This window comes from Inquilinus sp. NPDC058860, from assembly GCF_042743185.1.
Classification (GTDB): domain Bacteria; phylum Pseudomonadota; class Alphaproteobacteria; order DSM-16000; family Inquilinaceae; genus Inquilinus.
In genome coordinates this window covers 95,966-119,432 of the sequence record NZ_JBHYMS010000002.1, presented here as the reverse complement: position 1 = coordinate 119,432, position 23,467 = coordinate 95,966, and the positions used below count along the sequence as shown (strand labels likewise).

Genomic DNA, 23,467 nt, shown 5'->3' with positions numbered 1-23,467 from the left:
GCCGAGCCTCGGTTGGCCTTGGTCAGAACGAAGGGTTAGGCGGCTGCCGACTGTTGTGGGGCAAGACCGAGATCCTCAAGAAGCGTAATAGCTTTCTCCAAGCGCCCGCCTTCGGTCTTTACGCCCTTGCGCTTCTTGATCTCATCCTTCCAGTCGGCTCGACCTTCAGTATGCCAGAGCCAATGTGCGGTCGCCGCGAGTTCCAAGACAGTGAGATTTGTCTTTGCGAACCGATCGACCAGACCCTTCACGCGCTCTCTTCCGAGGGATCCATACGCCTTTTCATCGACCGTCGCCTTTCCGTTTTCGGTCGGCTTGAAAATGCTGAACGGCGCACCATCGCTCGCCCGTCGACCATACTCCTCGCCGATCAGGTCGAACGCCTTCGCGTCCTCCATAGCGTTGTCCAGATCACGGGAATACGGACCATAGTGATGATAGGCATAGCCGAAGCCGCTTCCCAGGCCCAGCTGTTCCAGCAGATAGACCGTCTTCTGAAAACGGATTCGGCTGACGAGCTTCTCATCATTCGCCGCCGTGATCACGGCGACGGGCACTTTCTCGCGGTCGATACTCATGACGCTTGCCCCTTCTCGCCCCGGGCGCGATCGCGATCGAACACCGATTCGAAATAATAGCGCGTAAACTGAATCTTGTAATTGGAAACGTCAATCCGCTTGGATAGAGCCGTGATTTCCCTCGGTTCTCCACGTCCGTCCAGGACGTGCAGTTTCTTATGTGCCTTCTCGTCGTCTCCACCGATTTCAGTGTAAATCCCGACAGCCGCCTTTTGATCTTTCAAAACCGTTCTGGCCTTCAACTGGTCGGCAAACTCTCTATCGATCTTGCGAGTTTGGCGTGCTTGCCGTCCTTCATCGCCAAAAATGCGGACATCGAGCGTCTTGTACAGATCCCGGTTGCGTAGACGGGTTGCCAAGCCCGAGATTTCCGGATCGGCTGCATGTGCCATTCGCTCGATCCCCGCCATGACCACCGTGTCATCCAACGCCAGATATTCCTGGACAGAAGGGGCTGACCTCCCGAAGAACCGCAACAGCGGATGGTCCTCCTCCAATCCCGTCCTGTCGGAGGAATCGGACTTCTCGGCTGCCTCGGCCACTCGCTTCAGCAGCTCCGCGATCATGTGCTCAATGCATCTAGTGGTTTTATGCAAATAAACTTGTTCATGCAGTGTATAGCGAGCGAGTAGAAACTGTTCAGCCGCTGGCAAGGCTTTGGCGTCCAGGCAAAACGTGGGAACTTGGATCAGGCCATCCTCGCTATCTGAAATATCGTCTGGAGCCTCGATTGAAATAGGTCGGACGCGAACATGTTCCATCAACCAATCAAAGTCGATTGCCCCGGCCCCGCTACCGGTCATTAGCCGGTCTCGACGAAGATAATCTAGTCTGTCGGCGTCGAAAGAACTGGAGACGATGGCGTGATAAATATCTATTGGATCTTCTGCATCGAGTAGAGCCGCAACATCTTGGGACAACCCTCTTCTATAGTCTTCTAATTCTTTCCTAATGCGTCCGTCGGGATCTCGAACGATTTCGGCAGACCACTTCTCGTGACGTTTGGTGACGCCTCGGCCCTCCTGCACACCTTCAAACGTATGACTGAACGGCCCGTGGCCGATATCGTGCAGCAAAGCGGCGATGACGGCGACATCGGCCCGCTCCGGCTTCTCCTCCGCTTCTCGTTTGATGATCTCAACCAGCTTGCGAGCGATATGAAAGACGCCGATCGAATGGGCAAACCGTGTGTGAGTCGCGCTTGGAAACACGAATTCCGACACGCCGAGTTGTTTGATTCTACGCAGACGCTGAAACTCGGGCGTGTCGATCAATCTCCAGGCAAGCTGATCGAGCTCCCCTCTCCCAAAGACGATCAGTCCATGGACAGGATCACGAAGTCGTTGGGTTCTTGGAGATGCCATAGTATCGATCAAGATGTCTTTGAAAATTCATGCCGGTTCGTGTCACGAACCCGGCCAACATTCCGCTACCATTTCTCCTTCGTGCCCTGCAGCCGCATCAGCACGGCGCTGAACTGGTCGAGGTTGCTGTACTGGATGTGGATCGTGCCGCTGGTGTTGTCGCGGGTATCGATCTTCACCTTGAAGCCCAGCCGGGTCTCGATGTCCTGCTCCATCGCCACGATGTTGGGATCGCGCGCCACCGGCCGGGACGGGGCAGGGGGCTGCTCGCGGGCGTCGCGGGCCAGCTGCTCGGTCTGGCGGACGTTCAGCCCCTTGGCGATCACCATCCGCGCCGCCGCCTCCGGGTCCGGGCAGCCCAGCAGCGCCCGGGCGTGGCCGGCCGTCAGCAGGCCTTCCTGCAGCTGCGCCCGCACCGTGTCCGGCAGGTCCAGCAGGCGCAGCGTGTTGGCGATGTGGCTGCGGCTCTTGCCCACCGCCTGGGCCACATCCTCCTGGGTCAGGCTGAACTCGGCCAGCAGCCGCTGATAGCCCTCGGCCTCCTCCAGCGCCGTCAAGTCCTGGCGCTGGACGTTCTCGATGATCGCGATCTGCAGCGCATCGCGGTCCGACATCGGCCGGACCACCACCGGCACCTCGTGCAGCTTGGCCTTCTGCGCCGCCCGCCAGCGGCGCTCGCCGGCGATGATGTGGTAGCGGTCGGCCTTGCCCTCGACCGGACGCACCAGGATCGGCTGCAGCACGCCCTGGGTGCGGATCGACTCGACCAGCCGGTCCATTTCGCCCTCGTCGAACTTCCGCCGCGGCTGGAACGGGCCGGGGCTCAGGAACTCGACCGGCAGGCTGCGCGGCGCCCGCGGCTCGCCGCCTTCGCTGGCGGCGATGTCGGCCTCCTCGGCCTCGCCGAACAGGGCGTCGAGGCCGCGGCCCAGGCTGGGGCGGCGGCGATGGCTGCTCTCGGCCGCGCTCATGCAGCACTCCTCTGCTCTTCGCGCTTCAGCATCTCGGAGGCGAGATGGACATAGGCCTGGGCGCCGGAGGAGGCGAGGTCGTAGACCAGGACCGGCTTGCCATGCGACGGCGCCTCGGAGACGCGGACGTTCCGCGGGATCACCGTCTCGTACACCTTGGCCCCGAGATGCTGGCGCACGTCGCGCGCCACCATGTCGGAGAGGTTGTTCCGCCGGTCATACATGGTCAGCACGATCCCCTGCATCTCGAGCGCCGGGTTGAAGGCCTTGCGGACGCGCTCGATCGTCCGCATCAGGTGGCTGAGCCCCTCCAGCGCATAGAACTCGCACTGCAGCGGCACCAGCACGGCGTCGGCCGCGGTCAGCGCGTTGAGGGTGAGGAGGCCGAGCGACGGCGGGCAGTCGATCAGCACATAGTCGTAGCCGTCGGCATGGGGCCTGAGGGCGCTGCGCAGCCGGTATTCGCGCCGCACCGCCTCGACCAGCTGCAGCTCGGCGCCGGCGAGGTCGACCGAGGCGGGGATCAGGTCGAGGCCCGGCACCTCGGTCGTCACCGCCGAATCGACGACGGTGGTGGTGCCGAACAGCAGGTCGTAGGAGCCGACGCCGCGCTTGGCCCGCGGCAGGCCGAAGCCGGTCGAGGCGTTGCCCTGCGGATCGAGGTCGATCACCAGCACCCGCTTGCGCACGGCGGCGAGCGCCGTCGCCAGGTTGATCGCCGTCGTGGTCTTGCCGACGCCGCCCTTCTGGTTGGCGATGGCGATGGTGCGGGTGAGGCGGGGCGCGTCGGCCTCCACGGGCGGCAATAGTTGGGTGTCGTCAGCCACGGGCGAACCCCTCGATGCGGATGAGCACGGCGTCGGGATCGGTCCGGCTCGGATGGAGGTCGATGGTCATCTTCGGTGATGCTGGCAGGGTGGTCAATTCGGCCTCGGCGGACCGGCCCTTGGGAAGGAGCGCGACGGTGTGCGGGCCGGCGAATCGGGCGGCGTGGCCGAGCAGGACGGGCAGGGCGGCGAGGGCGCGGGCCGTCACCACATCGGCGGGGAAGGGCGCCACCTCCTCGATCCGCCTGGCATGCACCGTCACCGGAGCCCGTGTTTCACGTGAAACAGCGCGCAGGAATTCGGCCTTGCGCTGGTCGCTCTCGATCAGATGGGTCTCCAACCCGGTCGCCAGCGCCAGCACCAGCCCGGGGAAGCCGGCGCCGCTGCCGAGATCGACCAGCACCTTGGCGCCGGCCGGAATCAGCGGCACCAGCTGCAGCGAATCCTCGAAATGCCGCCGCCGCAGCTCCGGCAGGGTGGAGGGCGCGACCAGGTTGATCGCCCCCTGCCACTTCCGCAGCAGCGCCTCGTAGCGATCCAGCTTGTCGGCGAGATCCGCCGGCGGCGGGAAGGCCGCCTCAGGCGATGGCACGCGCGCCCCCGTCTCCTTCACGACGGACATGCTTGAGCAGCGCGACCAGCGCCGCCGGGGTCACGCCCGGCAGGCGCGCCGCGGCGCCCAGGGTCGGCGGCCGCGACCGCTTCAGGATCTGGCGGATCTCGGCCGACAGGCTGCCGACCGCGTCGAAATCGAGCTCCGCCGGCAGGGCCAGCCCCTCGTCGCGGCGAAAGGCCCGGATGTCGGCCTCCTGTCGGTCGAGATAGCCGGCGTATTTCGCCTCGGTCTCGACCTGCTCCGCCACCGCCTCCGGCCACGCCGCCAGCTCCGGCCAGATGCGGGCGAGGGCGGCCAGGTCGACCCCGGGATAGCGCAGCAGGTCCATGCCGTCGCGCCGCACGCCGTCCTGGTTGACCGCCAGGCCGTGGCGCCGCGCCTCGGTCGGGGTCAGCGACAGCGCCCGGATCCGCTGCCGCGCCGCCTCCAGCGCCGCGGCCTTGCGGGCGAACAGGTCCTGCCGGTCCGCCCCGACGCAGCCGGCGGCGATGCCGCGGGCGGTCAGGCGCCCGTCGGCGTTGTCGGCGCGCAGCACCAGCCGGTACTCGGCGCGCGAGGTGAACATCCGATAGGGCTCGGGCGCGCCGCGAGTGACCAGATCGTCGATCATCACGCCGGCATAGGCCTCGGCCCGGTCGAGCAGCAGTGGGTCGTCGCCGGCCACGGCGCGGGCGGCGTTCAGCCCGGCGATCAGCCCCTGGGCCGCCGCCTCCTCATAGCCGGTGGTGCCGTTGATCTGCCCAGCCAGGAACAGCCGCGGCACGGCCCGCAGCATCAACGACCGGTCGAGCTGCCGCGGATCGACGAAGTCGTATTCGATGGCATAGCCGGGGCGCAGGATCGTGGCCTTCTCCAGCCCCGGAATGCCGCGCACCAGCCCCTCCTGCACGTCGCGGGGCAGGGAGGTGGAGATGCCGTTGGGGTAAACCGTCGGATCGTCCAGCCCCTCCGGCTCCAGAAAGATCTGGTGCCGCTCCTTGTCGGCGAAGCGCACCACCTTGTCCTCGATCGAGGGACAATAGCGCGGGCCGACGCTGTCGATCTGGCCGGAATACATCGGCGCCCGGTGCAGATTGGCGCGGATCAGCGCATGCGCTGCCGGGGTGGTGTAGGTGATGAAGCAGGAGACCTGCGGCACCGTGATGCGGTCGGTGAGGTCGGAGAAGGGGACCGGCGGGTCGTCGCCCTTCTGCTCCTCCAGCGCCGCCCAGTCGATGGTGCGGCCGTCGAGCCGCGGCGGCGTGCCCGTCTTCAGCCGGCCGAGGGTGAGGCCGAGCCGATGCAGCGTCCCGGCCAGGCCGATCGACGGCGCGTCGCCGACCCGGCCGGCCGGCCGCTTCTCCTCGCCGATATGGATCAGCCCGTTGAGGAAGGTGCCGGTGGTCAGCACCACAGCCCCTGCCTGCAGCGTGCGGCCGTCGGCAAGGACGACGCCGGAGACGGCGCCGGCCGAATCGAAGGCCAGATCCTCGACGGAGCCGGCGACGAGGTCGAGGTCGGACTGCTCGGCCAGCACCGCCTGCATCGCCAGGCGATACAGCTTCCGGTCCGCCTGGGCGCGCGGGCCGCGCACCGCCGGCCCCTTGCTGCGGTTGAGGATGCGGAACTGGATGCCGGCGCGGTCGATCACCCGGCCCATGATGCCGTCCAGGGCATCGATCTCGCGCACCAGATGGCCCTTGCCCAGGCCGCCGATGGCCGGGTTGCAGGACATCTCGCCGATCGAGTCGAGCCGCTGGGTGACCAGCGCCGTGCGCGCGCCGAACCGCGCCGCGGCCGCCGCCGCCTCGCATCCGGCATGGCCGCCGCCGACCACGATGACGTCGTACTGTTCCATGGCGGCGGACTTTACGGAGGCGAAGGGGCAGGGTCAAATGCCGGCACGCGCAATCCGGTGTTTCACGTGAAACACTGCGGGCCAGGGGGAGTGTCGTCCCGTGTTCTCCATCGTCTCCACCCTGGCTGTCACTGCTGCAGTTCTGGCTGCTGCGCTGACGATGCCGACCAAGCCGCCGGCGGCGGCTCGGACCGCCCCACCGGATGTGCAGCTGCGCTTCGCCGAGACCCGGCCGGAGCCGGGCCTGACCCGAATCGAGAGCAACGGGCGGATTCTCTACCTGCAACCGGACGCCGTGCTGTCGACTCCCGACATCGTCTCGGCTGCGGCCCGATTCGATCCTATCTCGGCAAGCCCGGTCGTCGAGCTGACGCTGACCCCGACCGGCCGCGACCATCTGGCCCGGGCGACCACCGACAATGTCGGACGCATTCTGGCGGTGCTGATCGACGAAGCGTTGATCACGGCCCCGATCATCCGCGAGCCCATTCTCGGCGGCCGGGTCCAGATCAGCGGTCTCATGACCATGGCGGAGGCCACCGACCTCGCCCGCCTGCTGGGTGTCGCGGTCGGCGGATCCGGCCGGTCGTTGGCGAGCGCGCTGCAAGATCAGCTGTTCCGATAAGCCACGCGACAAAGGGGGAGGTTTCACGTGAAACAGGACATTCGGCTGACGCGGCGCGCGGCGATCCGGACCGTCGTCGGGCTTTCCGCCGTCATGGCGACCGGCGCCTGCGTCCAAGGCAGCCCGTCCAGCGGAACGCAGGCAGGCCTGTCGGTCCATCTTGCCGAACGGAGCGCCGGATCCGGCCTGCAGCCTGTGTCGGCGCCCGAGGGGACGATCTATCTCCATCCGGAGCCGCTGGTCACCAGCACCGACACGTCCTTGAGCCGGGTCCTCGTGTCGCCCTCCGGCGGCTACCAAGTCGTCGTCCAGCTCAGGAACGGTGTTCCCGACCGGATCGCGCCCGTCCTGCGGGATCACCGCGGCGGCGTGCTGGCCTTCCTCGTCGATGGCCGGCTGGTGTCGACGCAGACCATCGGCGATTCCTCTTTCCGCGGCCGCCTGACTGTTGCCGACACTTCCTCGAAGGAAGACGCAGACGCTATCGCCGAGGCGATCTGACGCGCGGGCCCGATCGCCGCTCACTTGCCGATGCAGAAGCTGCCGAACAGCAGATCCAGCATGTCCTCGACATCAACCCGGCCGGTGATCCGGCCGATCGCGCGCAGGGCCAGGCGCAGATCCTCCGCCGCCAGCTCGGGCAGCGGCGCGGACGGGACCCTGGCGAGGGCGTCGCGCGCATCCTCCAGCGCCACGCGGTGGCGGGCGCGGGTGAGGGCGGGGGAACCGTCGCCGGTCAGCCGCCGCTCCACCGCTTCGGCCAGCATATCGAGCAGCCGGTCGAGGCCGGCGCCGGTTCGCACCGAGATGGCGATCTCGTCGTCGGCTCGTGGTGCGTCGGGCGCCTGATCGATCTTGTTGAGCACGCGGATCGTGTCCGGCCCGGGGCCGAGCGACGGATCGGCCGGCGCCAGCTCGCCGGCGTCGCGGATGACCAGGCGCAGGTCGGCCTCGGCGGCGCGGCGGTGGGAGCGCCGGATGCCCTCGGCCTCGATCTCGTCGGCCGCCTCGCGCAACCCGGCCGTATCGGCCAGCACCACGGGAAAACCGCGCAGGTCGAGCGCGACCTCGACCACGTCCCGGGTCGTGCCCGGCCGGTCGGAGACGATGGCCGCGTCGCGCCGCGCCAAGGCGTTCAGCAGGCTGGACTTGCCGGCATTGACCGGGCCGAGGATGGCGATGTGCACGCCCTCGCGCAGCCGCTCGCCGCGGCCGGAATCGTCGAGATGGGCGGCGATCGCGGCCGAGACCCCGGCCACGATCCGCTCCGCCTCCGCCGCCAGGTCCGGCGGCAGGCCTTCGTCCGGAAAATCGAGCGCCGCCTCGGTCATCGCCAGCGCCCGCATCAGGGCGGAGCGCCAGCCTTCATAGAGCGCGCCGAGGGCGCCGCCGAGCTGGCGCAGCGCCTGCAGCCGCTGGGCCTTGGTCTCGGCGTCGACCAAGTCCACCACCGCCTCGGCCTCGGTCAGGTCGAGCTTGCCGGCCAGGAAGGCGCGCCTGGTGAACTCGCCGGGCTCGGCCGGGCGCATCCCCCCGATCCGGGACAGCGCCTCGACCAGGCCGCGGGTCACAGCCCGGCCGCCGTGGAGATGCAGCTCCACCACATCCTCGCCGGTGTAGCTGGCCGGCCCGGGGAACCAGAGGACGAGGCCGCGATCCAGCGGCGTGGCGTCGGCCGGGTCGCGCAGCTCCGCCAAGGTCGCAAGGCGAGGGGCGGGAAGGGGGCGCCCGGTCAGCGCCTGCAGCGCCGCCCCGGCGCCGGGACCGGAGATCCGCAGCACCGCCACCCCGCCGCGCCCGGCGGGGGTCGCCGGGGCGAAGATGGTGTCGCGGGTGGTCATGGGGCAGCGATCCGGGAGACCGGTGTTTCACGTGAAACAGATACGCTCAGGACTTGCCTCCCTTGCCGCCAGTCATGCCCTGCCAGAAGGCGCGCTGCAGCGTCTCGAAACCCTCCATACTGGCCGGCAGCCAGGTCTTGAACAGCGCCTCCGGCTCCATCGCCGCCAGGTTGGCGCGCATCCGGCCCTCCAGATCCTTCAGCAGGGCCTGCTGCATCGGGCCGACATCCGGCAGGCCGAAGAAGGCGCGCGCCTCCTCCGGCGTGCAGTCGATATCGATCGAGACTTTCATCGGGATCCTCCGAGGGCGTTGGCGGCGTTATCGTGACAGGACAGTATAGCGTCCGGCGCCAGCGCCATTACAGACCGGGATATCGAGATGCCGAACCGCCTCGCCCCCAATCGCCTCGCCGAGGAGACGAGCCCCTATCTGCTGCAGCACGCCGACAATCCGGTGGACTGGCAGCCCTGGGGCCCGGAGGCCTTCGCCCGCGCCCGGGCCGAGAACAAGCCGGTGCTGCTGTCGGTCGGCTATGCCGCCTGCCACTGGTGCCATGTGATGGCACATGAGAGCTTCGAGGACCCCGCCATCGCCGCGGTGATGAACGAGCTGTTCGTGTCGATCAAGGTCGACCGCGAGGAGCGGCCGGATGTCGATACCATCTACCAGTCGGCGCTGGCGATGCTGGGGCAGCAGGGCGGCTGGCCGCTGACCATGTTCCTGACCCCGGACGGCGCGCCGTTCTGGGGCGGCACCTATTTCCCGCCGACCAGCCGCTGGGGCCGTCCCGGCTTCACCGACGTGCTGCGCGCCCTGTCCACCGCCTATGCCACCGAGCCGGAGAAGGTGACCAGCAATGTTGCCGCCCTCGCCGAGGCCCTGGCCAAGCAGTCCGAGAACCAGCCGGGCGCCGGGCTGAGCCTGGGGGTGCTGGACCAGGTGGCGACGCAGCTGGCCGGGCAGTTCGACCCGGTCTGGGGCGGGCTGCGCGGCGCGCCGAAATTCCCGCAGCCGGGACTCCTGGAGCTGCTGTGGCGCGGCTGGCGACGGTCGCGCCAGCCCGCCTGGCGCGATGCGGTGCTGCGCACCCTGACGGCGATGAGCCAGGGCGGCATCTACGATCATCTCGGCGGCGGCTTCGCCCGCTACTCCACCGACGAGGAGTGGCTGGCGCCGCATTTCGAGAAGATGCTGTACGACAACGCCCAGCTGATCGACCTGCTGACCGCGGCCTGGCAGGAGACGCGCGATCCCCTGTACGCCGCCCGGGTCGAGGAGACGGTCGCCTGGATCGAGCGCGAGATGATCGCCGAGGGCGGGGCCTTCGCCGCGACGCTGGATGCCGACAGCGAGGGCGAGGAGGGCCGCTTCTACGTCTGGAGCGAGGCCGAGATCGACGCCGCTCTGGGTGAACGCTCGGCCGTGTTCAAGCAGGCGTACGACGTGACGCCGGGCGGCAACTGGGAAGGCAAGACCATCCTCAACCGCCGCCACGAGCCGGTGCTGCGCGATGCCGGAACCGAGGCGGCGCTCGCGGCGGACCGGGGCGTACTCCTGGAACGCCGGGCCGTACGCGTACGGCCCGGCTGGGACGACAAGGTGCTGGCCGACTGGAACGGGCTGATGATCTCGGCCCTGGCCCGCGCGGCTGAAGCCTTCGACCGGCCGGAATGGATCGGGCTGGCCGAGACCGCCTTCGCCGCCGTGGTCCGGCAGCTCGGGCACGGCGACCGGCTGGCGCATGCCTGGCGCCGCGGCAAGGCGACCGCGCCCGGGCTGCTCGAGGACTATGCCGACATGACGGCGGCTGCGTTGGCGCTGCACGAGGTGACCGAGACCACGGCCTATCTCGAGCACGCCAAGCTCTGGACCGCGGTGCTGGACGCCCATTTCTGGGACGGCGGCCGCGGCGGCTACTTCCTGACCGCGGATGACGGCGAGGCCCTGATCGTCCGCACCAAGAGCGCCTATGACGCCGCGGTCCCGTCCGGCAACGGCACCATGCTCGGGGTGCTGACGCGGCTGCACCACCTGACCGGCGACCGGCTGTACGCGCTGCGCGCCGATTCCCTGATCGCCGCCTTCACCGGCGAGCTGCAGCGCAACTTCATTCCGCTCGCCACCTGGCTGAACCTGGCCGAGGACCGGATGGAGCCGCTGCAGATCGTGGTCATCGGGCGCAAGGACGATCCCGCCACCCGGGCGCTGCTGCGGGCGGTGCACGGCCGCTCCCTGCCCGGCCGGATGCTGCTGCGGCTCAATCCCGGCACAGCCTTGCCGGCCGACCATCCGGCCGCCGGCAAGGCGATGCACGACGGCGAGCCGACCGCCTATCTCTGCCGCGGGCCGGTGTGCCAGGCCCCGGTCACCACGCCGCAGGCGCTGCTGGAGCTGATCGGACCGTGACTGCCCGAAGCCGTACCCCCGTCGACCGGGCCACTGCGACCATCGACACGCCGGTCGGGCCGGTGCGGATCACCGTCGCCGGCGGCGTGGTGGCCGCGGTCGACCATGTCCAGGATCCGGCCGACGACGCGCCGCCGGGGGACAGGCTGCTGCGGAAGGCGATCCGGCAGATCGAGGAGTACTTCGCCGGCAGGCGGCGCCGCTTCGACCTGCCGATGGCGCCGCCGGCCAGCCCGTTCCAGGCGCGGGTGCGGCAGGCGATCATCGACATCCCCTATGGCGAGGCGGCGTCCTATGGCGGGGTGGCGCATATCCTGAACAGCGGTCCGCGCGCCGTCGGCCAGGCCTGCGGCCGCAACGACCTGGTGCTGCTGGTGCCCTGCCACCGCGTCATCGGCGCCGGCGGCACGCTCGGCGGCTACGGCAGCGCCTCCGGCCTGGAACGCAAGCGCCGGCTGCTCGAGTTCGAGGGATACAAGGGTCGATTTTGACAGGAACAATCAGGAAACATTGTGTTAGAATCGCAGATGAAAGCGGCGGCTGGCGACGGTCGCCGCGCTTGATTCGCGGAATCGCGCCTTGCAGTAAGCATGGGCGGAGGTGGCTTTGACCTCATCGACCCTTCTCGGAATCGGCCTCTACACACCATCGGATGCCGAACGCTTGATCCGCGTGCCCGCCGGCAAGATCAGCCGGTGGCTCAAGGGCCACTCGATCAGGGGCAAGCACTATGAACCGCTCTGGCGGCCCCAGATCGATCTGGACGATGATCGCGTCTATCTCGGATTCCGGGATCTGATGGAGATGCGGACGGCGCATGCCTTCATGGAAAGGGGCGTGAGCGCCATCGCCATTCGCCGTGCCATCAGTGAGGCGTCCAGGCTGGTGGATGACGAGAGGCCGTTGTCCACGAAGAAGTTCAAAACCGACGGGCGGGCTATCTTCCTCGAGATCGTGCGCGAGGATGGCGGCACCCAACTCGTCGACATCTTCCGCAAACAATATGCCTTCCAGAAGATCATCGAGCAGAGTCTGGCCGACGTCGATTTCGACGGCATTGCACCCGGGCGGTGGTGGCCGGCAACGCGCGCCAAGGGCATCGTCGTCGATCCCGCCCGGTCCTTCGGCCAGCCGATCGACGAGGAGTCTGGTGTACCGACCACCACACTGGCCGCGGCACTTCAGGCCGAAGGTGGTATCGAGGCCGCAGCGCGCGCCTGGCAGGTCAAGCCGTCCGCCGTAAGGAGAGCCGCCGATTTCGAAACGGCCCTGCTTCAGCGAGCTGCATGAAGGTCCTGTTCGACAACTGCACCTCGCCCGTGATGGCCAGCACGCTTCACGGCTTCATCAGCAACTGGGGTCATACCGCCATCCACATTCGCGACCTGCCGCTCAGTCATCCGACCGATATCCAATGGATGGAGTATCTGGCTGCGGATCGGGGTGACTGGATCACCGTCACCGGCGACCATCGCATCCACCGAAACAAGCCCGAGCGGTTTGCATTCAGCCAAGCAAGGTTGAAAGGCGTCGTCCTTGCGGCGGCTTATCAGAAGACGCCGATGCACCGGTGCTGCGCGGTCATCGTCCATCAATGGCCCAATCTGCTTGAAACCATGTCCCGGTTCGACCCGCCGGTTTTGTTCGAAATGAGCATCAACTTTTCGGGGAAGTTCAAACAACTCTCTCTGTAGTCCCTGCGGGCGCAAGCTGCCCGCAGCGGGGTCGCTCGGCCCGCCGTGACAAGCCCGCCGGGCTCCGGTTATCGTCCACCCCGTTTGCTTCGATTGCTTCGTCCACCGCAACGCTCGAGGGAGAGCGACTCCATGGCGACAGTCACCATCACCGCTGCCGATGGCGGCCGCTTCAACGCGTATCTCGCGCGGCCGGCCTCGGGCTCGGGGCCGGGCATACTCGTCATCCAGGAGATCTTCGGCGTCAACGCGGTGATGCGCCAGATCTGCGACGATCTCGCCGCCCAGGGCTACGTCGCCCTGTGCCCCGACCTGTTCTGGCGGCAGGAGCCCGGCGTCGACATCACCGACAAGTCGCAGGCCGAGTGGGACAAGGCCTTCGCCCTGTTCAACGGCTTCAACGAGACCGCCGGCGTCGAGGACCTGATCGCCTCGCTGGCGGCGCTGCGCGACCTGCCGGAATGCACCGGCCGCGCCGGCGCGCTCGGCTACTGCCTGGGCGGCCGCCTGGCCTTCCTGATGGCCACCCGCTCCGACGCCGACTGCGCCGTCAGCTATTACGGCGTCGGCCTCGACAAGCTTCTGGGCGAGGCCAGCGCCATCACCCGGCCGCTGATGCTGCACATCGCCGAGAAGGACCGCTTCGTTCCGCCCGAGGCGCAGGACCAGATCCGCGCCCGCATGGCGTCGCTGCCGACGGTCACGGTGCACGCCTATCCCGGCCTCGACCACGCCTTCGCCCGCGTCGGCGGCGAGCATTACGACGCCGCCGGCGCCACGCTGGCGAACGACCGCACCGCCGCCTTCCTGAAAACCCATCTCGGCTGAGGGAACCCATGGTCCACGCCATCCGCATCCACGAGAACGGCGGCCCCGACACGATGCGCTGGGAGCCGGTCGACGTGCCGGCGCCCGGCCCCGGCGAGATCCGGATCCGACACACCGCCGTGGGGCTGAACTACATCGACACCTATATCCGCGGCGGCCTCTACAAGGCGCAGCTGCCGCTGGTCCTGGGCCAGGAGGCGGCCGGGGAGATCGTCGCGGTCGGCTCCGATGCCGCCGGCTTCAAGCCCGGCGACCGGGTCGCCTACGGCAACGGCCCGACCGGCAGCTATGCCGAGGAGCGGGTGATCCCGGCCGAGAAGGTGGTGAAGATCCCGGACGGGGTCACCGACCGCACGGCGGCGGCGATCATGCTGAAGGGGCTGACCGCCTGGTACCTGCTGCGCCGCACCTTCCAGGTCGTGCCGGGCCAGACCATCCTGTTCCACGCCGCCGCCGGCGGCGTCGGCCAGATCGCCTGCCAATGGGCCAAGCATCTCGGCGCCACCGTGATCGGCACCGCCGGCGGGACGGAGAAGGTGGCCTTGGCCAGGGCCGCCGGCTGCGACCATGTGATCGACTATTCGACCGAGGATTTCGTCTCCCGCGTCCGCGCCATCACCGGCGGCAAGGGGGTGCCGGTGGTCTATGACGGCGTCGGCAAGACCACCTTCGAGGGCTCGCTCGACTGCCTGTCGCCGCGCGGCATGATGGTGACCTTCGGCAACGCCTCCGGCCCCGTGGCGCCGATCAGCCCGCTGGTGCTGTCGCAGAAGGGGTCGCTGTATCTGACCCGGCCGACGCTGGGCAGCTACATCGCCACCCGGCCGGAATACGAGGCCGCGGCGGCGGAGCTGTTCGACGTGGTGGCCAAGGGCGCAGTGAAGATCTCGATCGCCCAGACCTATCCGCTGCGCGAGGCCGCCCAGGCCCATCGCGACCTGGAGGCGCGGAAGACGACGGGCTCGACGGTGCTGCTGCCTTAGAGCCCGCTCCGGACTATTGCGTTGCCTCTCCCGTAAACGGGAGAGGCACGCGAAAAGCAGGCAGTCGATCCTCTTACGGCACCGCCGCGGCCGGGACGGCGTAGGCGCGGAGGAAGGCGTCGACGCCGCTCCTGAGGCCGCGCTCGATCCGCTCCTCGCTCGGGGTCTCGATGCCGAGCTCGAGCCGCATCTTCATGTGGCCGAGGATCATGGCGCCGAACTGCTCGGCCGCCAGCTCCGGGTCCGGCACCGCCAGGACGCCGCGGGCGTTGGCGGCGGCGAAGAACGTCGTCAGATGCGCCTTGCCCTGGCCCGGGCCGGCCTCGTACATCGCCCGGCCGAGGTCCGGGAACCGGGCCGCTTCCGCCAGCACGCTGCGGTACACCTTGATGACGTCGGGGTGGAGGATGAAGCGCAGCAGCGTGCCGCCGGCCTCCATCAGCGCGGCGCGCAGGTCGTCCGGCGGCGGCGACATCGCCGCCAGCCGCTCGAATGCCAGGCAGGCACTGCCGACGATGGCCGCGAACAGCTCCTCCTTGCCGGCGAAATGGGCGTAGAGCGTGGCCTTGGACACACCGGCCTCGCGCGCGATCGCATCCATGCTGGCGGCGCCGTAGCCCTGCTCCAGGAAGACGCCGTACGCCGCCTTCAGGATCTGGGCCGGCTTCCGGCTGGCGGCGGCTGGCGGCGGAAGCGCCTCGGTGAAAGGACAGGTCATCGGCACATGGATACGGAAAGATCGCGCTAAACTGAACCGTTCAGTTTCGTCTTGACAAGAGATAGGGCAAAACGCACCTTCCGGCAACAAGACTGAACGGTTTAGTTCACACCTCGGTTGCCCCCATGCGCAAGCCCATCATCATCATCGCGGCCGTGGCCGCCATCGCCGCCGCCGGCTTTTTCGGCTACCGGTGGTGGACCGTCGACCGGTTCTTCGAGACCACCGACAACGCCTATGTGCAGAGCGACACCACCACGCTCAGCCCGCAGGTCGAGGGCGCGGTGGTCGCGGTGCTGGTCACCGACAACCAGATGGTGAAGGCGGGCGACCCGCTGATCCGGATCGACGACCGCGACTACCGCGCCCAGCTGGCGCAGGCGAAGGCCGAGCTGTCGGCCCAAGCTGCGACGCTGGCCTCGATCGAGCAGCAGCTGGCGCTGCAGGATTCGATGATCGCCCAGGCCAAGGCCAGCGTCGACCAGGCGACCGCGACCCTGGCCCAGGCCGGCAACGACCTGGAGCGGGCACGGCGGCTGTGGGAGACGCGCAACGGCAGCCAGCAGGCCTTCGAGACCGCCGACACCGAGCACAAGCGCGACGCCGCGGCCCTCGCCAGCGCCCAGGCGGCGCTGACCAACCAGCAGGGCCAGACCGCGATCCTGCAGGCGCAGCACCGCCAGGCCCAGGCCCAGATCGAAAGGCTGACCGCGTCGGTCGACCTGGCCCAGATCAGCCTCGACCGCACCGTGATCCACGCCCCGGTCGACGGCGTCGTCGGCAACAAGGGGGTCGAGGTCGGGCAGTATGTCCGGCCGGGCACGCAGCTTCTGTCCGTCGTACCGCTGCCCAGCGTCTATGTCGTCGCCAACTTCAAGGAGACGCAGCTGGCCGAGATGCGGGTCGGCCAGACGGTGACGCTGTCGGTCGACGCCTTCCCGGGCAAGTCGCTGACCGGCAAGGTCGAGAGCTTCGCGCCGGCCAGCGGCGCCGAGTTCAGCCTGCTGCCGCCGGAGAACGCGACCGGCAACTTCACCAAGATCGTGCAGCGCGTGCCGGTGCGCATCGCGGTGCCGGCCGACAACCAGCTGAGCGGCCTGCTGCGCCCCGGCCTGTCGGTCGGCGTCGCGGTCGACACGCGCGAGGAGGGCACCGGCCCGCTCCTGGCCAGCGGCATCTTCGGCGCCGCCATGGCCGCCGAGTTCCGGCGGTGAGCACCACCACCGCGGACGCGCTGCCGGCCCCAGCCATCGGGCCGGCGGCGCCGAAGCGTGCCGGCGCCGGCACGCGCGAGACGATCGGGTTCTTCATCATGGTCGTCGGCATGTTCATGGCGATCCTGGACATCCAGATCGTCTCCAGCTCGATCAGCGAGATCCAGGCCGGCCTCGCGGCCAGCCCGGACGAGATCAGCTGGGTGCAGACCGCCTATCTGATCGCCGAAGTGGTGATGATCCCGCTCTCGGGGTTCCTCTCCCGCCTGCTGTCGACCCGGATCCTCTACGTCATCTCCGCGGCCAGCTTCACCCTGTCCAGCCTGGCCTGCGCCCTGGCCTGGAACATCGAATCGATGATCGTGTTCCGGGCGTTGCAGGGCTTCCTCGGCGGGGCGATGATCCCGACCGTCTTCGCCGCCTCCTTCATCCTGTTCCCGCCCGAGCGGCGGGCCGGCATCTCGGTGCTGATCGGCCTGGTCGCGACCATGGCGCCGACCATCGGGCCGACCCTCGGCGGCTATCTGACCCAGGCCTTCTCCTGGCACTGGCTGTTCCTGATCAACATCATCCCGGGCGTGCTGGTGACCACCGGGGTGTGGTTCCTGGTCAAGTTCGACAAGCCGAACCTCGAGCTGCTCAAGGGCTTCGATTTCGCCGGGCTGGCGCTGATGGCGCTGTTCCTCGGCAGCCTCGAATACGTGTTCGAGGAGGGACCGCGCTGGGACTGGTTCGAGGACCGGTCGATCTTCACCTTCGCCGTGATCGGGACGCTGGCCGGGATCGCCTTCTTCGCCCGGGTGCTGAGCGCGCGGAACCCGATCGTCGACCTGCGCGCTTTCGCCGACCGCAACTTCTCGCTCGGCTGCATGTACAGCCTGATCATCGGCGTCGGCCTCTACGGCGCCGTCTACATCGTGCCCCTGTTCCTGGCCCGGGTGCGCGGCCTGAACAGCCTGCAGATCGGCGAGATCATGTTCGTCACCGGCGTGTTCCAGTTCATCTCGGCGCCGCTGGCCGGCATGCTGTCGAAGAAGCTGGACCTGCGGCTGATGCTCGGCATCGGCCTCGTCGCCTTCGGCACCGGGGTCTACATGATGACCTGGATCACCGCCGATTGGAGCTTCTGGGAGCTGTTCTGGCCGCAGGCGGTCCGCGGCGTGTCGCTGATGCTGCTGTTCCTGCCGATCAACACGCTGGCGCTCGGCACCCTGCCGCCCGACAAGATCAAGAACGCATCCGGCCTCTACAACCTGATGCGCAATCTCGGCGGCGCCTTCGGCCTTGCCGGCATCAACACGGTGATGATCGACCGGGCGGCGCTGCACGGCTCGCGCATCGCCGAGCATGTCACCCTGACCAACCCGCAGGTCCAGGCGACGGTCGACAATTTCAGCCAGATGTTCACCTCGGCCGGCCTCGGCAACCCGGATCTCGCCGCGGTGAAGATGCTGGACAACATGGTGCTGAAGCAGGCCCAGGTGCTGACCTTCGCCGACTGCTTCCTGCTGATGGCGCTCCTGTTCTACGCCGGGCTGCTGCTGATGCCGCTGCTGCGCGCGCCGAAGCCGGCCGGGCCCGGCGGCGGTGGCGGCGGACACTGAACGTCAGATCGCCGGCAGCGTCCCGCCGTCGCGGGCATAGACCTGGGCGACCCGGCAGCCCCGCGGATCGTACTGGACCACGATCGCGCCGGGCTGGCCCGGCTGCCGGACCCAGGCCTGGCGCGCCGCCAAGCTGTACTCGGTCGGAGAGCCGGGCGTCACCGGCGCGATCTCGATGCTGGAGATGCCGTCGGCCGTGAGGCGATAGGCCGCCAGGGCGCCGGCGACGCGGCCGGAGCAGGCGTCGTCTCCCATCAGGCCGCGGACCTTCTCGGCCAGTGCCGGATCGGGCGTCGCCGAGGGCGGGATCAGGCCGGCGCAGCCCGGCAGCGCCAGGACGAGAGCGAGGCTGGAACGAAGCTTGGCCATGCCGATCCCCATGCTGGTCGTGACCGGCAAGTTGGGTCGGGCGCGCGCCCGGTCAACCGGGCCGGGCCGCAGCGCTGCCATGAAACGCAAAAGGCCGCCGATCCTGCGACCGGCGGCCCTTCGCTGACGATGCCCGAAGGCGTTACTGGTTCATGCTCTCGAAGAAGTCCGCGTTGGACTTGCTGTGCTTCAGCTTGTCCATCAGGAACTCCATCGCATCCGTCGGGCCCATCGGCATCAGGATGCGGCGCAGCACCCACATCTTCGACATCGTCCCCTTGTCGACCAGCAGCTCCTCCTTGCGGGTGCCGGACTTGCCGATGTCGATCGACGGGAAGGTGCGGCGGTCGGACAGCTTGCGGTCGAGGATGATCTCGGAGTTGCCGGTGCCCTTGAACTCTTCGAAGATCACCTCGTCCATCCGGCTGCCGGTGTCGATCAGCGCGGTGGCGATGATGGTCAGGCTGCCGCCTTCCTCGATGTTGCGGGCGGCGCCGAAGAAGCGCTTCGGCCGCTGCAGGGCGTTGGCGTCGACACCGCCGGTCAGCACCTTGCCGGAGGACGGCACCACGGTGTTGTAGGCGCGCGCCAGGCGGGTGATGCTGTCGAGCAGGATGACCACATCCTTCTTGTGCTCGACCAGGCGCTTGGCCTTCTCGATCACCATCTCGGCCACCTGGACGTGGCGCGTGGCCGGTTCGTCGAAGGTCGAGGAGATGACCTCGCCCTTCACCGACCGGTCCATGTCGGTCACTTCCTCCGGCCGCTCGTCGATCAGGAGCACGATCAGGAAGGCGTCCGGATGGTTCTCGGCGATCGAGTTGGCGATGTTCTGCAGCATCACCGTCTTGCCGGTGCGCGGCGGCGCCACGATCAGGGCGCGCTGGCCCTTGCCGAGGGGCGAGACCAGATCGATGATCCGGCCGGTCATGTTCTTCTTGGTCGGGTCGATCAGCTCCATCCGCAACGCTTCGTCGGGATAGAGCGGGGTCAGGTTGTCGAAGGTGACCCGGTGCCGGACCGTCTCCGGCTCCTCGAAATTGATCTTGTTGACCTTGGTCAGGGCGAAGTAGCGCTCGTTTTCCTTCGGCGCGCGGATCTCGCCCTCGATGGTGTCGCCGGTGCGCACGCCGAAGCGGCGGATCTGCTGCGGCGAGACGTAAATATCGTCCGGGCCGGGAAGGTAATTCGATTCCGGAGACCGCAGAAATCCGAACCCGTCGGACAGGACTTCGAGCACACCCGATCCAAAAATGGCGACGTCGTTCTCGGCGAGCTGCTTGAGGATGGCGAACATCATGTCCTGCTTGCGCAGCATGCTCGCGTTTTCGACCTCAAGCTCTTCGGCATAGGCGAGAAGCTCGCTGGGAGTCTTCTCTTTCAGTTCTTGCAGATGCATGGGGACCCTGATGGGCGTGGACAGAGCGCCGGCGGCGCGGCGTCTTCGGATTGGTGTCTCGCTGGAAGCCTCGGTCCACGGCACGAAGGGCTCGACCGCGCCGGCGCTTCGAATGAGCCCCGGATGACCGCTGAGAACACGAGATGGTTATCGAATGACTTGCCGCAAGTCAATCGTGCTGCCGCGTCCGGCGGCATATTGCGCCGCCGCCGCAGAAGCGGGAGGATTTATCGAGGGATGGGACATAGTCGATTCATTGTCGGGAGGGGATTTTCTGATGAGGAACGCCGTCGTTCTGGCGGTCGCGGCCGCGCTTGGCTTGGCCGGCTGCAACACGTCGCAGCAAAAGCCGGCCGGATCCACGATCACGATGCACGCGACGCCGCAGCCTGGCGACGTCGTCGCGAGCCTGAGACATGCCGAATGCCGCACGCCGCGCGATCGGCCCGGTGACTATCGATACTCCGGCGGCCCGGGGGACCGGCTGGAGACGGTGATCGTCACCGAAGGTGCTCTCACGGAGGAGAGCGGCGTCGACTCCGAATACGCGTATGTCGCCCGACACCTGCCCGGTTGGGCCGTCTGCGGCCAAGCGCTGGTCAACCCGGGGAGCCGCGTCTACGACCAGTTGGATCTGGCGAACGCCGCCGGGCAGCGTCGGTCGATCTTCTTCGACATCACCAGCTGGTTCGGCAGGCTGTACTGACCGCGTGCTCCGTCAGAACGGCCGCACGATCACCATGACCAGGATGACCAGCAACAGCAGCGCCGGCACTTCGTTGACGATGCGGTAGAAGCGCTCGGTGTGGGGGTTGCGGCCCTCGGCGAAACCGCGGCGCCACCGGATGCACATGTGGTGCAGCACGGTCAGGATGACAACCCCCGTCAGCTTCACATGCAGCCAGCCCTCGGCGAAGAAGGCCCAGTCGGTCAGCCACAGCATGGCGATGCCGAACACCCAGGTCAGCACCGCCGAGGGCAGCATGATGCCGCGCATCAGCCGCCGCTCCATCACCCCGAAGCGCTCGTATTCCGGCGTCCCCGGCGTGGTCTGGGAGTGGTAGACGAACAGCCGCGGCAGGTAGAGCAGCCCGGCCATCCAGGAGATCACGAAGAAGACGTGGAGCGCCTTGATCCAGGGATAGAGAGCCGCCATTCCGTCCTCGCTCAAGCCGCTTTGCTGGGACACCCGGAAAACGCCGCCGGGCAGATCCGGCCGCCATCCCCGGCCTCACAGGCCGTGCCGCGACGGTGGCCGGCCCGCACCAGATCCGCCAGCCCGGCGATGAAGCCTTCATCGGCGCCGACGGTGGGCACCCGCAGGTAGCACGGCGCGCCCGATTCGTCAGCCAGCTTGCGGTATTCGATGTCGAGCTCGACCAAGGTCTCGGAATGCTCGGAGACGAAGGCGATCGGCACCACCACGATCGGCCGCTTCGCCTGCGCGGCCTCGTGGATCACCGCCTCGGTCGACGGCTCGATCCATTTCAGCCGGCCGACCCGGCTCTGATAGGTCGAGACCCAGTCGAGATCGGCGATGCCGGAGGCCTCGGCCAGGGCCGCGGCGGTGCGCTCGCACTGCCATTGATAGGGGTCGCCGGCCCTGACGATCTTCTCCGGCAGCCCGTGGGCGGAGAACAGCACCCGCGGCCGGCCGTGGCGCGCCGCCTCCTCATGCGCCGCGCGCAGGCCGGCGGCCATGGCGGCGATGAAACGGTCCTCGGTCGGATAGCAGCACACCACGCGGGTCGGCGCGTCCAGCCGGGCGATCCTGCAGGCATCCCGCCACACCCGCAGCGACGACGCGGTCGTGGTGGTGGAGAATTGCGGATACAGCGGCAGCAGGATCACCTCGTCGGGCGAAAAATCCTTCACCAGCATCGCGGTCTCCTGGCTCATCGGGTGCCAGTAGCGCATGGCGATGAAGGTCTTCACCTCGCCGAGATCGGCCAGGGCCGCCTCCAGCGCCCGGGCCTGCGCCTCGGTGTTGGGCAGCAGCGGCGAGCCGCCGCCGATCTCGGCATAGATGTCCTTGGCCAGGCGGGTCCGCTTCTTGGCGATCGCCCAGGCCAGGATGATCCGGGCCGGGTTCGGGACGCGGATGATCGCCGGGTCGGCGAACAGGTTGAACAGGAACGGCCGGATCGCGTCCGGGTTGTCGGGACCGCCCAGGTTGAACAGGACGACGGCGACGCGCCGGCTCATCCCCGATCCCCGCGCAGATGCCGGACCAGGGCGGCGACATTCTCGGGCGGCGTCTTCTGCAGCACGCCATGGCCGAGGTTGAACACGAAGGGACCGCTGCCCAGCGCATTCGTGATGGCGTCGGCGGCCCTGATCATCGCCTCACCGCCGGTCAGCAGCAGGACCGGGTCGAGATTGCCCTGCACCGCGGCCTTGGGCTGCAGCGCCCGCGCCGCCCAGGCCGGGGGGACGGTCGTGTCCAGCCCGACCGCGTCCACCCCCGTGCCGGCGAGATAGCGCTCGTACAGCAGCCCGGCGCCGCGCGGGAAGCCGATGATCGGCACCCTGGGCACCGCGGCCCGCACCGCATTGACGATGCGCTTGGTCGGCGCGATCACCCAGCGCTCGAACTCCGTCTCCGGCAGCACCCCGGCCCAGCTGTCGAACAGCTGAACCGCCTCGGCCCCGGCGGCGATCTGGCGCAGCAGATAGGCGGATGTCGCCTCGACCAGCAGGTCGACCAGCCGGCCGAAGGTCTCCGGCTCGCCATAGGCCAGGCGCTTGACCACGCCGTATTCCTTGCTGCCGCCGCCCTCGACCATATAGGTCGCCACGGTCCAGGGCGCGCCCGCGAAGCCGATCAGCGCCGTCTCGGGCGGCAGGGCCGCCGCCACCCGTGCGACCGTCTCGTAGACCGGCCCCAGCACCTCGTGCAGCCGGCCGGCGGACAGGCGGCCGATGCCGGCCGCGTCGGTCACCGGCTCCAGCTTCGGGCCTTCGCCCTCGACGTAGTCCAGCGCCTGGCCCAGCGCGTGCGGCACCACCAGGATGTCCGAGAACAGGATCGCCGCGTCCAGCCCGTAGCGGCGGATCGGCTGCAGCGTCACCTCCGCAGCCAGCTCGGAGTTGTAGCAGAGATCCAGGAAGGTTCCGGCCTGGGCCCGGATGGCGCGGTACTCGGGCAGATAGCGCCCGGCCTGGCGCATCAGCCAGACCGGCGGCTGGGCCAGGGCCTCGCCGGCCAGGGCACGCAGGAACGGCTTCGCCGGCGTCGCGGACGTCTCTTCCCGGCTCTGCCCATCCTTATCCATGAAAAGGAATCCTTGTTTGGAGGATGTAGTGAATCCCTGTGGATAACGGGGATTGTGACTCTTCCACAATCCGTCCACAGGGTTTGCCGGCCGGCGCGCCCCTGCCTGTGGAAAGCGGGGAAGACGCGCCCGACTCGCTACACCCTCGCCATCGCCCCTGTCCATAACGGGCGGGAGGACTCGGGGTCGCATCGTCCGGCTTCGCCGCTGCCGTACCGGGGCCGGGACTCTCGTCCCCAGCCGGACGGAAGAGTCGACGACTCACCGGCAAGCCGGCACAGATCGCGTCAAGCCTCGTGAATCCGGCTTTCATCCCG

General features: G+C 68.3%; 25 protein-coding genes. 11 read left to right on the top strand and 14 right to left on the bottom strand.

Features of this window, described 5'->3' with window-relative positions; all coding sequences use genetic code 11:
* Positions 1-35: 35 nt before the first annotated feature.
* From ACFW16_RS02075 to mnmG, 6 genes are all read right to left on the bottom strand, one after another.
* On the bottom strand, positions 36-578 hold the full coding sequence (locus ACFW16_RS02075; RefSeq protein WP_380301357.1) for a hypothetical protein: 543 nt from the start codon (positions 576-578) through the stop codon (positions 36-38).
* Positions 575-1,852, bottom strand: coding sequence for an HD domain-containing protein (locus ACFW16_RS02070; protein WP_380301355.1), 1,278 nt, complete (start codon positions 1,850-1,852; stop codon positions 575-577). The genes ACFW16_RS02075 and ACFW16_RS02070 overlap by 4 nt, the downstream gene beginning before the upstream one ends.
* Before the next feature lie 155 nt (positions 1,853-2,007).
* Positions 2,008-2,913, bottom strand: coding sequence for a ParB/RepB/Spo0J family partition protein (locus ACFW16_RS02065; RefSeq protein ID WP_380301353.1), 906 nt, complete (start codon positions 2,911-2,913; stop codon positions 2,008-2,010).
* Positions 2,910-3,740 (bottom strand): ParA family protein, encoded by an 831-nt coding sequence (locus ACFW16_RS02060; RefSeq protein WP_380301351.1) that lies wholly within the window; start codon positions 3,738-3,740, stop codon positions 2,910-2,912. Before ACFW16_RS02060 ends, ACFW16_RS02065 begins: the two co-directional genes overlap by 4 nt.
* Entirely contained in the window at positions 3,733-4,332 is a 600-nt protein-coding gene (rsmG, locus tag ACFW16_RS02055) for a 16S rRNA (guanine(527)-N(7))-methyltransferase RsmG (protein ID WP_380301349.1), read from the bottom strand. Before rsmG ends, ACFW16_RS02060 begins: the two co-directional genes overlap by 8 nt.
* Positions 4,319-6,193, bottom strand: a complete 1,875-nt coding sequence (gene mnmG / locus ACFW16_RS02050) for a tRNA uridine-5-carboxymethylaminomethyl(34) synthesis enzyme MnmG (protein WP_380301347.1) — start codon at positions 6,191-6,193, stop codon at positions 4,319-4,321. The genes rsmG and mnmG overlap by 14 nt, the downstream gene beginning before the upstream one ends.
* 100 nt (positions 6,194-6,293) lie before the next feature.
* Here mnmG and ACFW16_RS02045 point away from each other — a divergent pair, with 100 nt between their 5' ends.
* Together ACFW16_RS02045 and ACFW16_RS02040 are read left to right on the top strand one after the other, a co-directional pair.
* Complete coding sequence (locus ACFW16_RS02045; RefSeq protein ID WP_380301345.1) at positions 6,294-6,818, top strand: hypothetical protein; 525 nt, start codon at positions 6,294-6,296, stop codon at positions 6,816-6,818.
* 27 nt (positions 6,819-6,845) lie between these two features.
* Complete coding sequence (locus tag ACFW16_RS02040) at positions 6,846-7,319, top strand: hypothetical protein (RefSeq protein WP_380301343.1); 474 nt, start codon at positions 6,846-6,848, stop codon at positions 7,317-7,319.
* A gap of 20 nt (positions 7,320-7,339) precedes the next feature.
* Here ACFW16_RS02040 and mnmE read toward each other — a convergent pair whose 3' ends face one another.
* Positions 7,340-8,659: a tRNA uridine-5-carboxymethylaminomethyl(34) synthesis GTPase MnmE gene (gene mnmE, locus ACFW16_RS02035; RefSeq protein WP_380301341.1), complete on the bottom strand. Its 1,320-nt coding sequence runs from the start codon at positions 8,657-8,659 to the stop codon at positions 7,340-7,342.
* 46 nt (positions 8,660-8,705) lie between these two features.
* Positions 8,706-8,951, bottom strand: coding sequence for a DUF6489 family protein (locus ACFW16_RS02030; protein ID WP_380301339.1), 246 nt, complete (start codon positions 8,949-8,951; stop codon positions 8,706-8,708).
* An 87-nt stretch (positions 8,952-9,038) separates the two neighbouring features.
* Between ACFW16_RS02030 and ACFW16_RS02025 the strand changes: the two genes are divergently transcribed.
* From ACFW16_RS02025 to ACFW16_RS02000, 6 genes are all read left to right on the top strand, one after another.
* Positions 9,039-11,066 (top strand): thioredoxin domain-containing protein, encoded by a 2,028-nt coding sequence (locus ACFW16_RS02025; protein WP_380301338.1) that lies wholly within the window; start codon positions 9,039-9,041, stop codon positions 11,064-11,066.
* Positions 11,063-11,557: a methylated-DNA--[protein]-cysteine S-methyltransferase gene (locus ACFW16_RS02020; protein ID WP_380301336.1), complete on the top strand. Its 495-nt coding sequence runs from the start codon at positions 11,063-11,065 to the stop codon at positions 11,555-11,557. The genes ACFW16_RS02025 and ACFW16_RS02020 overlap by 4 nt, the downstream gene beginning before the upstream one ends.
* A 115-nt stretch (positions 11,558-11,672) precedes the next feature.
* Positions 11,673-12,356, top strand: a complete 684-nt coding sequence (locus ACFW16_RS02015; RefSeq protein ID WP_380301334.1) for a hypothetical protein — start codon at positions 11,673-11,675, stop codon at positions 12,354-12,356.
* A complete protein-coding gene (locus tag ACFW16_RS02010) occupies positions 12,353-12,760 on the top strand; it encodes a hypothetical protein (protein WP_380301332.1) in 408 nt (135 codons plus the stop codon). The genes ACFW16_RS02015 and ACFW16_RS02010 overlap by 4 nt, the downstream gene beginning before the upstream one ends.
* 132 nt (positions 12,761-12,892) lie before the next feature.
* The gene (locus ACFW16_RS02005; protein WP_380301330.1) at positions 12,893-13,588 is read left to right on the top strand and encodes a dienelactone hydrolase family protein; all 696 of its coding nucleotides are present in this window, start codon (positions 12,893-12,895) and stop codon (positions 13,586-13,588) included.
* An 8-nt stretch (positions 13,589-13,596) separates the two neighbouring features.
* Positions 13,597-14,571, top strand: coding sequence for a quinone oxidoreductase family protein (locus ACFW16_RS02000; RefSeq protein WP_380301328.1), 975 nt, complete (start codon positions 13,597-13,599; stop codon positions 14,569-14,571).
* Between the two features lie 73 nt (positions 14,572-14,644).
* On the opposite strand, the gene ACFW16_RS01995 is transcribed toward ACFW16_RS02000, so the two are convergent.
* Positions 14,645-15,289, bottom strand: coding sequence for a TetR/AcrR family transcriptional regulator (locus ACFW16_RS01995; RefSeq protein ID WP_380301326.1), 645 nt, complete (start codon positions 15,287-15,289; stop codon positions 14,645-14,647).
* A 125-nt stretch (positions 15,290-15,414) separates the two neighbouring features.
* On the opposite strand from ACFW16_RS01995, the gene ACFW16_RS01990 reads away from it, so the two are divergent.
* Positions 15,415-16,503: an HlyD family secretion protein gene (locus ACFW16_RS01990; protein WP_380301324.1), complete on the top strand. Its 1,089-nt coding sequence runs from the start codon at positions 15,415-15,417 to the stop codon at positions 16,501-16,503.
* A complete protein-coding gene (locus ACFW16_RS01985) occupies positions 16,500-18,107 on the top strand; it encodes a DHA2 family efflux MFS transporter permease subunit (RefSeq protein ID WP_380301322.1) in 1,608 nt (535 codons plus the stop codon). Before ACFW16_RS01990 ends, ACFW16_RS01985 begins: the two co-directional genes overlap by 4 nt.
* Positions 18,108-18,110: 3 nt before the next feature.
* Here the strand turns inward: ACFW16_RS01985 and ACFW16_RS01980 are convergent, their stop codons facing one another.
* Both ACFW16_RS01980 and rho read right to left on the bottom strand, forming a co-directional pair.
* The gene (locus tag ACFW16_RS01980) at positions 18,111-18,476 is read right to left on the bottom strand and encodes a hypothetical protein (RefSeq protein WP_380301320.1); all 366 of its coding nucleotides are present in this window, start codon (positions 18,474-18,476) and stop codon (positions 18,111-18,113) included.
* 142 nt (positions 18,477-18,618) lie between these two features.
* A complete protein-coding gene (gene rho, locus ACFW16_RS01975; RefSeq protein WP_380301318.1) occupies positions 18,619-19,875 on the bottom strand; it encodes a transcription termination factor Rho in 1,257 nt (418 codons plus the stop codon).
* A gap of 277 nt (positions 19,876-20,152) precedes the next feature.
* Here rho and ACFW16_RS01970 point away from each other — a divergent pair, with 277 nt between their 5' ends.
* Positions 20,153-20,581, top strand: a complete 429-nt coding sequence (locus ACFW16_RS01970; RefSeq protein ID WP_380301316.1) for a hypothetical protein — start codon at positions 20,153-20,155, stop codon at positions 20,579-20,581.
* Between the two features lie 12 nt (positions 20,582-20,593).
* Here the strand turns inward: ACFW16_RS01970 and hemJ are convergent, their stop codons facing one another.
* From hemJ to hemE, 3 genes are read right to left on the bottom strand one after another with little or no spacing between them, the layout of a single operon-like run.
* On the bottom strand, positions 20,594-21,031 hold the full coding sequence (hemJ, locus tag ACFW16_RS01965) for a protoporphyrinogen oxidase HemJ (RefSeq protein WP_380301314.1): 438 nt from the start codon (positions 21,029-21,031) through the stop codon (positions 20,594-20,596).
* 11 nt (positions 21,032-21,042) lie between these two features.
* The gene (gene hemH / locus ACFW16_RS01960) at positions 21,043-22,080 is read right to left on the bottom strand and encodes a ferrochelatase (protein ID WP_380301312.1); all 1,038 of its coding nucleotides are present in this window, start codon (positions 22,078-22,080) and stop codon (positions 21,043-21,045) included.
* Positions 22,077-23,150, bottom strand: coding sequence for a uroporphyrinogen decarboxylase (hemE, locus tag ACFW16_RS01955; RefSeq protein WP_380301310.1), 1,074 nt, complete (start codon positions 23,148-23,150; stop codon positions 22,077-22,079). Before hemE ends, hemH begins: the two co-directional genes overlap by 4 nt.
* Positions 23,151-23,467 lie beyond the last annotated feature (317 nt).

Coding starts and splice junctions, on each gene's coding strand:
- hemH (WP_380301312.1), bottom strand. CDS start 22,080: ATGAGCCGGCGCGTCGCCGTCGTCCTGTTCAACCTGGGCGGTCCCGAC.
- ACFW16_RS02075 (WP_380301357.1), bottom strand. CDS start 578: ATGAGTATCGACCGCGAGAAAGTGCCCGTCGCCGTGATCACGGCGGCG.
- ACFW16_RS01995 (WP_380301326.1), bottom strand. CDS start 15,289: ATGACCTGTCCTTTCACCGAGGCGCTTCCGCCGCCAGCCGCCGCCAGC.
- mnmG (WP_380301347.1), bottom strand. CDS start 6,193: ATGGAACAGTACGACGTCATCGTGGTCGGCGGCGGCCATGCCGGATGC.
- ACFW16_RS02065 (WP_380301353.1), bottom strand. CDS start 2,913: ATGAGCGCGGCCGAGAGCAGCCATCGCCGCCGCCCCAGCCTGGGCCGC.
- ACFW16_RS01970 (WP_380301316.1), top strand. CDS start 20,153: ATGAGGAACGCCGTCGTTCTGGCGGTCGCGGCCGCGCTTGGCTTGGCC.
- ACFW16_RS01980 (WP_380301320.1), bottom strand. CDS start 18,476: ATGGCCAAGCTTCGTTCCAGCCTCGCTCTCGTCCTGGCGCTGCCGGGC.
- rho (WP_380301318.1), bottom strand. CDS start 19,875: ATGCATCTGCAAGAACTGAAAGAGAAGACTCCCAGCGAGCTTCTCGCC.
- hemJ (WP_380301314.1), bottom strand. CDS start 21,031: ATGGCGGCTCTCTATCCCTGGATCAAGGCGCTCCACGTCTTCTTCGTG.
- ACFW16_RS02000 (WP_380301328.1), top strand. CDS start 13,597: ATGGTCCACGCCATCCGCATCCACGAGAACGGCGGCCCCGACACGATG.
- ACFW16_RS01990 (WP_380301324.1), top strand. CDS start 15,415: ATGCGCAAGCCCATCATCATCATCGCGGCCGTGGCCGCCATCGCCGCC.
- mnmE (WP_380301341.1), bottom strand. CDS start 8,659: ATGACCACCCGCGACACCATCTTCGCCCCGGCGACCCCCGCCGGGCGC.
- ACFW16_RS02005 (WP_380301330.1), top strand. CDS start 12,893: ATGGCGACAGTCACCATCACCGCTGCCGATGGCGGCCGCTTCAACGCG.
- ACFW16_RS02030 (WP_380301339.1), bottom strand. CDS start 8,951: ATGAAAGTCTCGATCGATATCGACTGCACGCCGGAGGAGGCGCGCGCC.
- hemE (WP_380301310.1), bottom strand. CDS start 23,150: ATGGATAAGGATGGGCAGAGCCGGGAAGAGACGTCCGCGACGCCGGCG.
- ACFW16_RS02025 (WP_380301338.1), top strand. CDS start 9,039: ATGCCGAACCGCCTCGCCCCCAATCGCCTCGCCGAGGAGACGAGCCCC.
- ACFW16_RS02010 (WP_380301332.1), top strand. CDS start 12,353: ATGAAGGTCCTGTTCGACAACTGCACCTCGCCCGTGATGGCCAGCACG.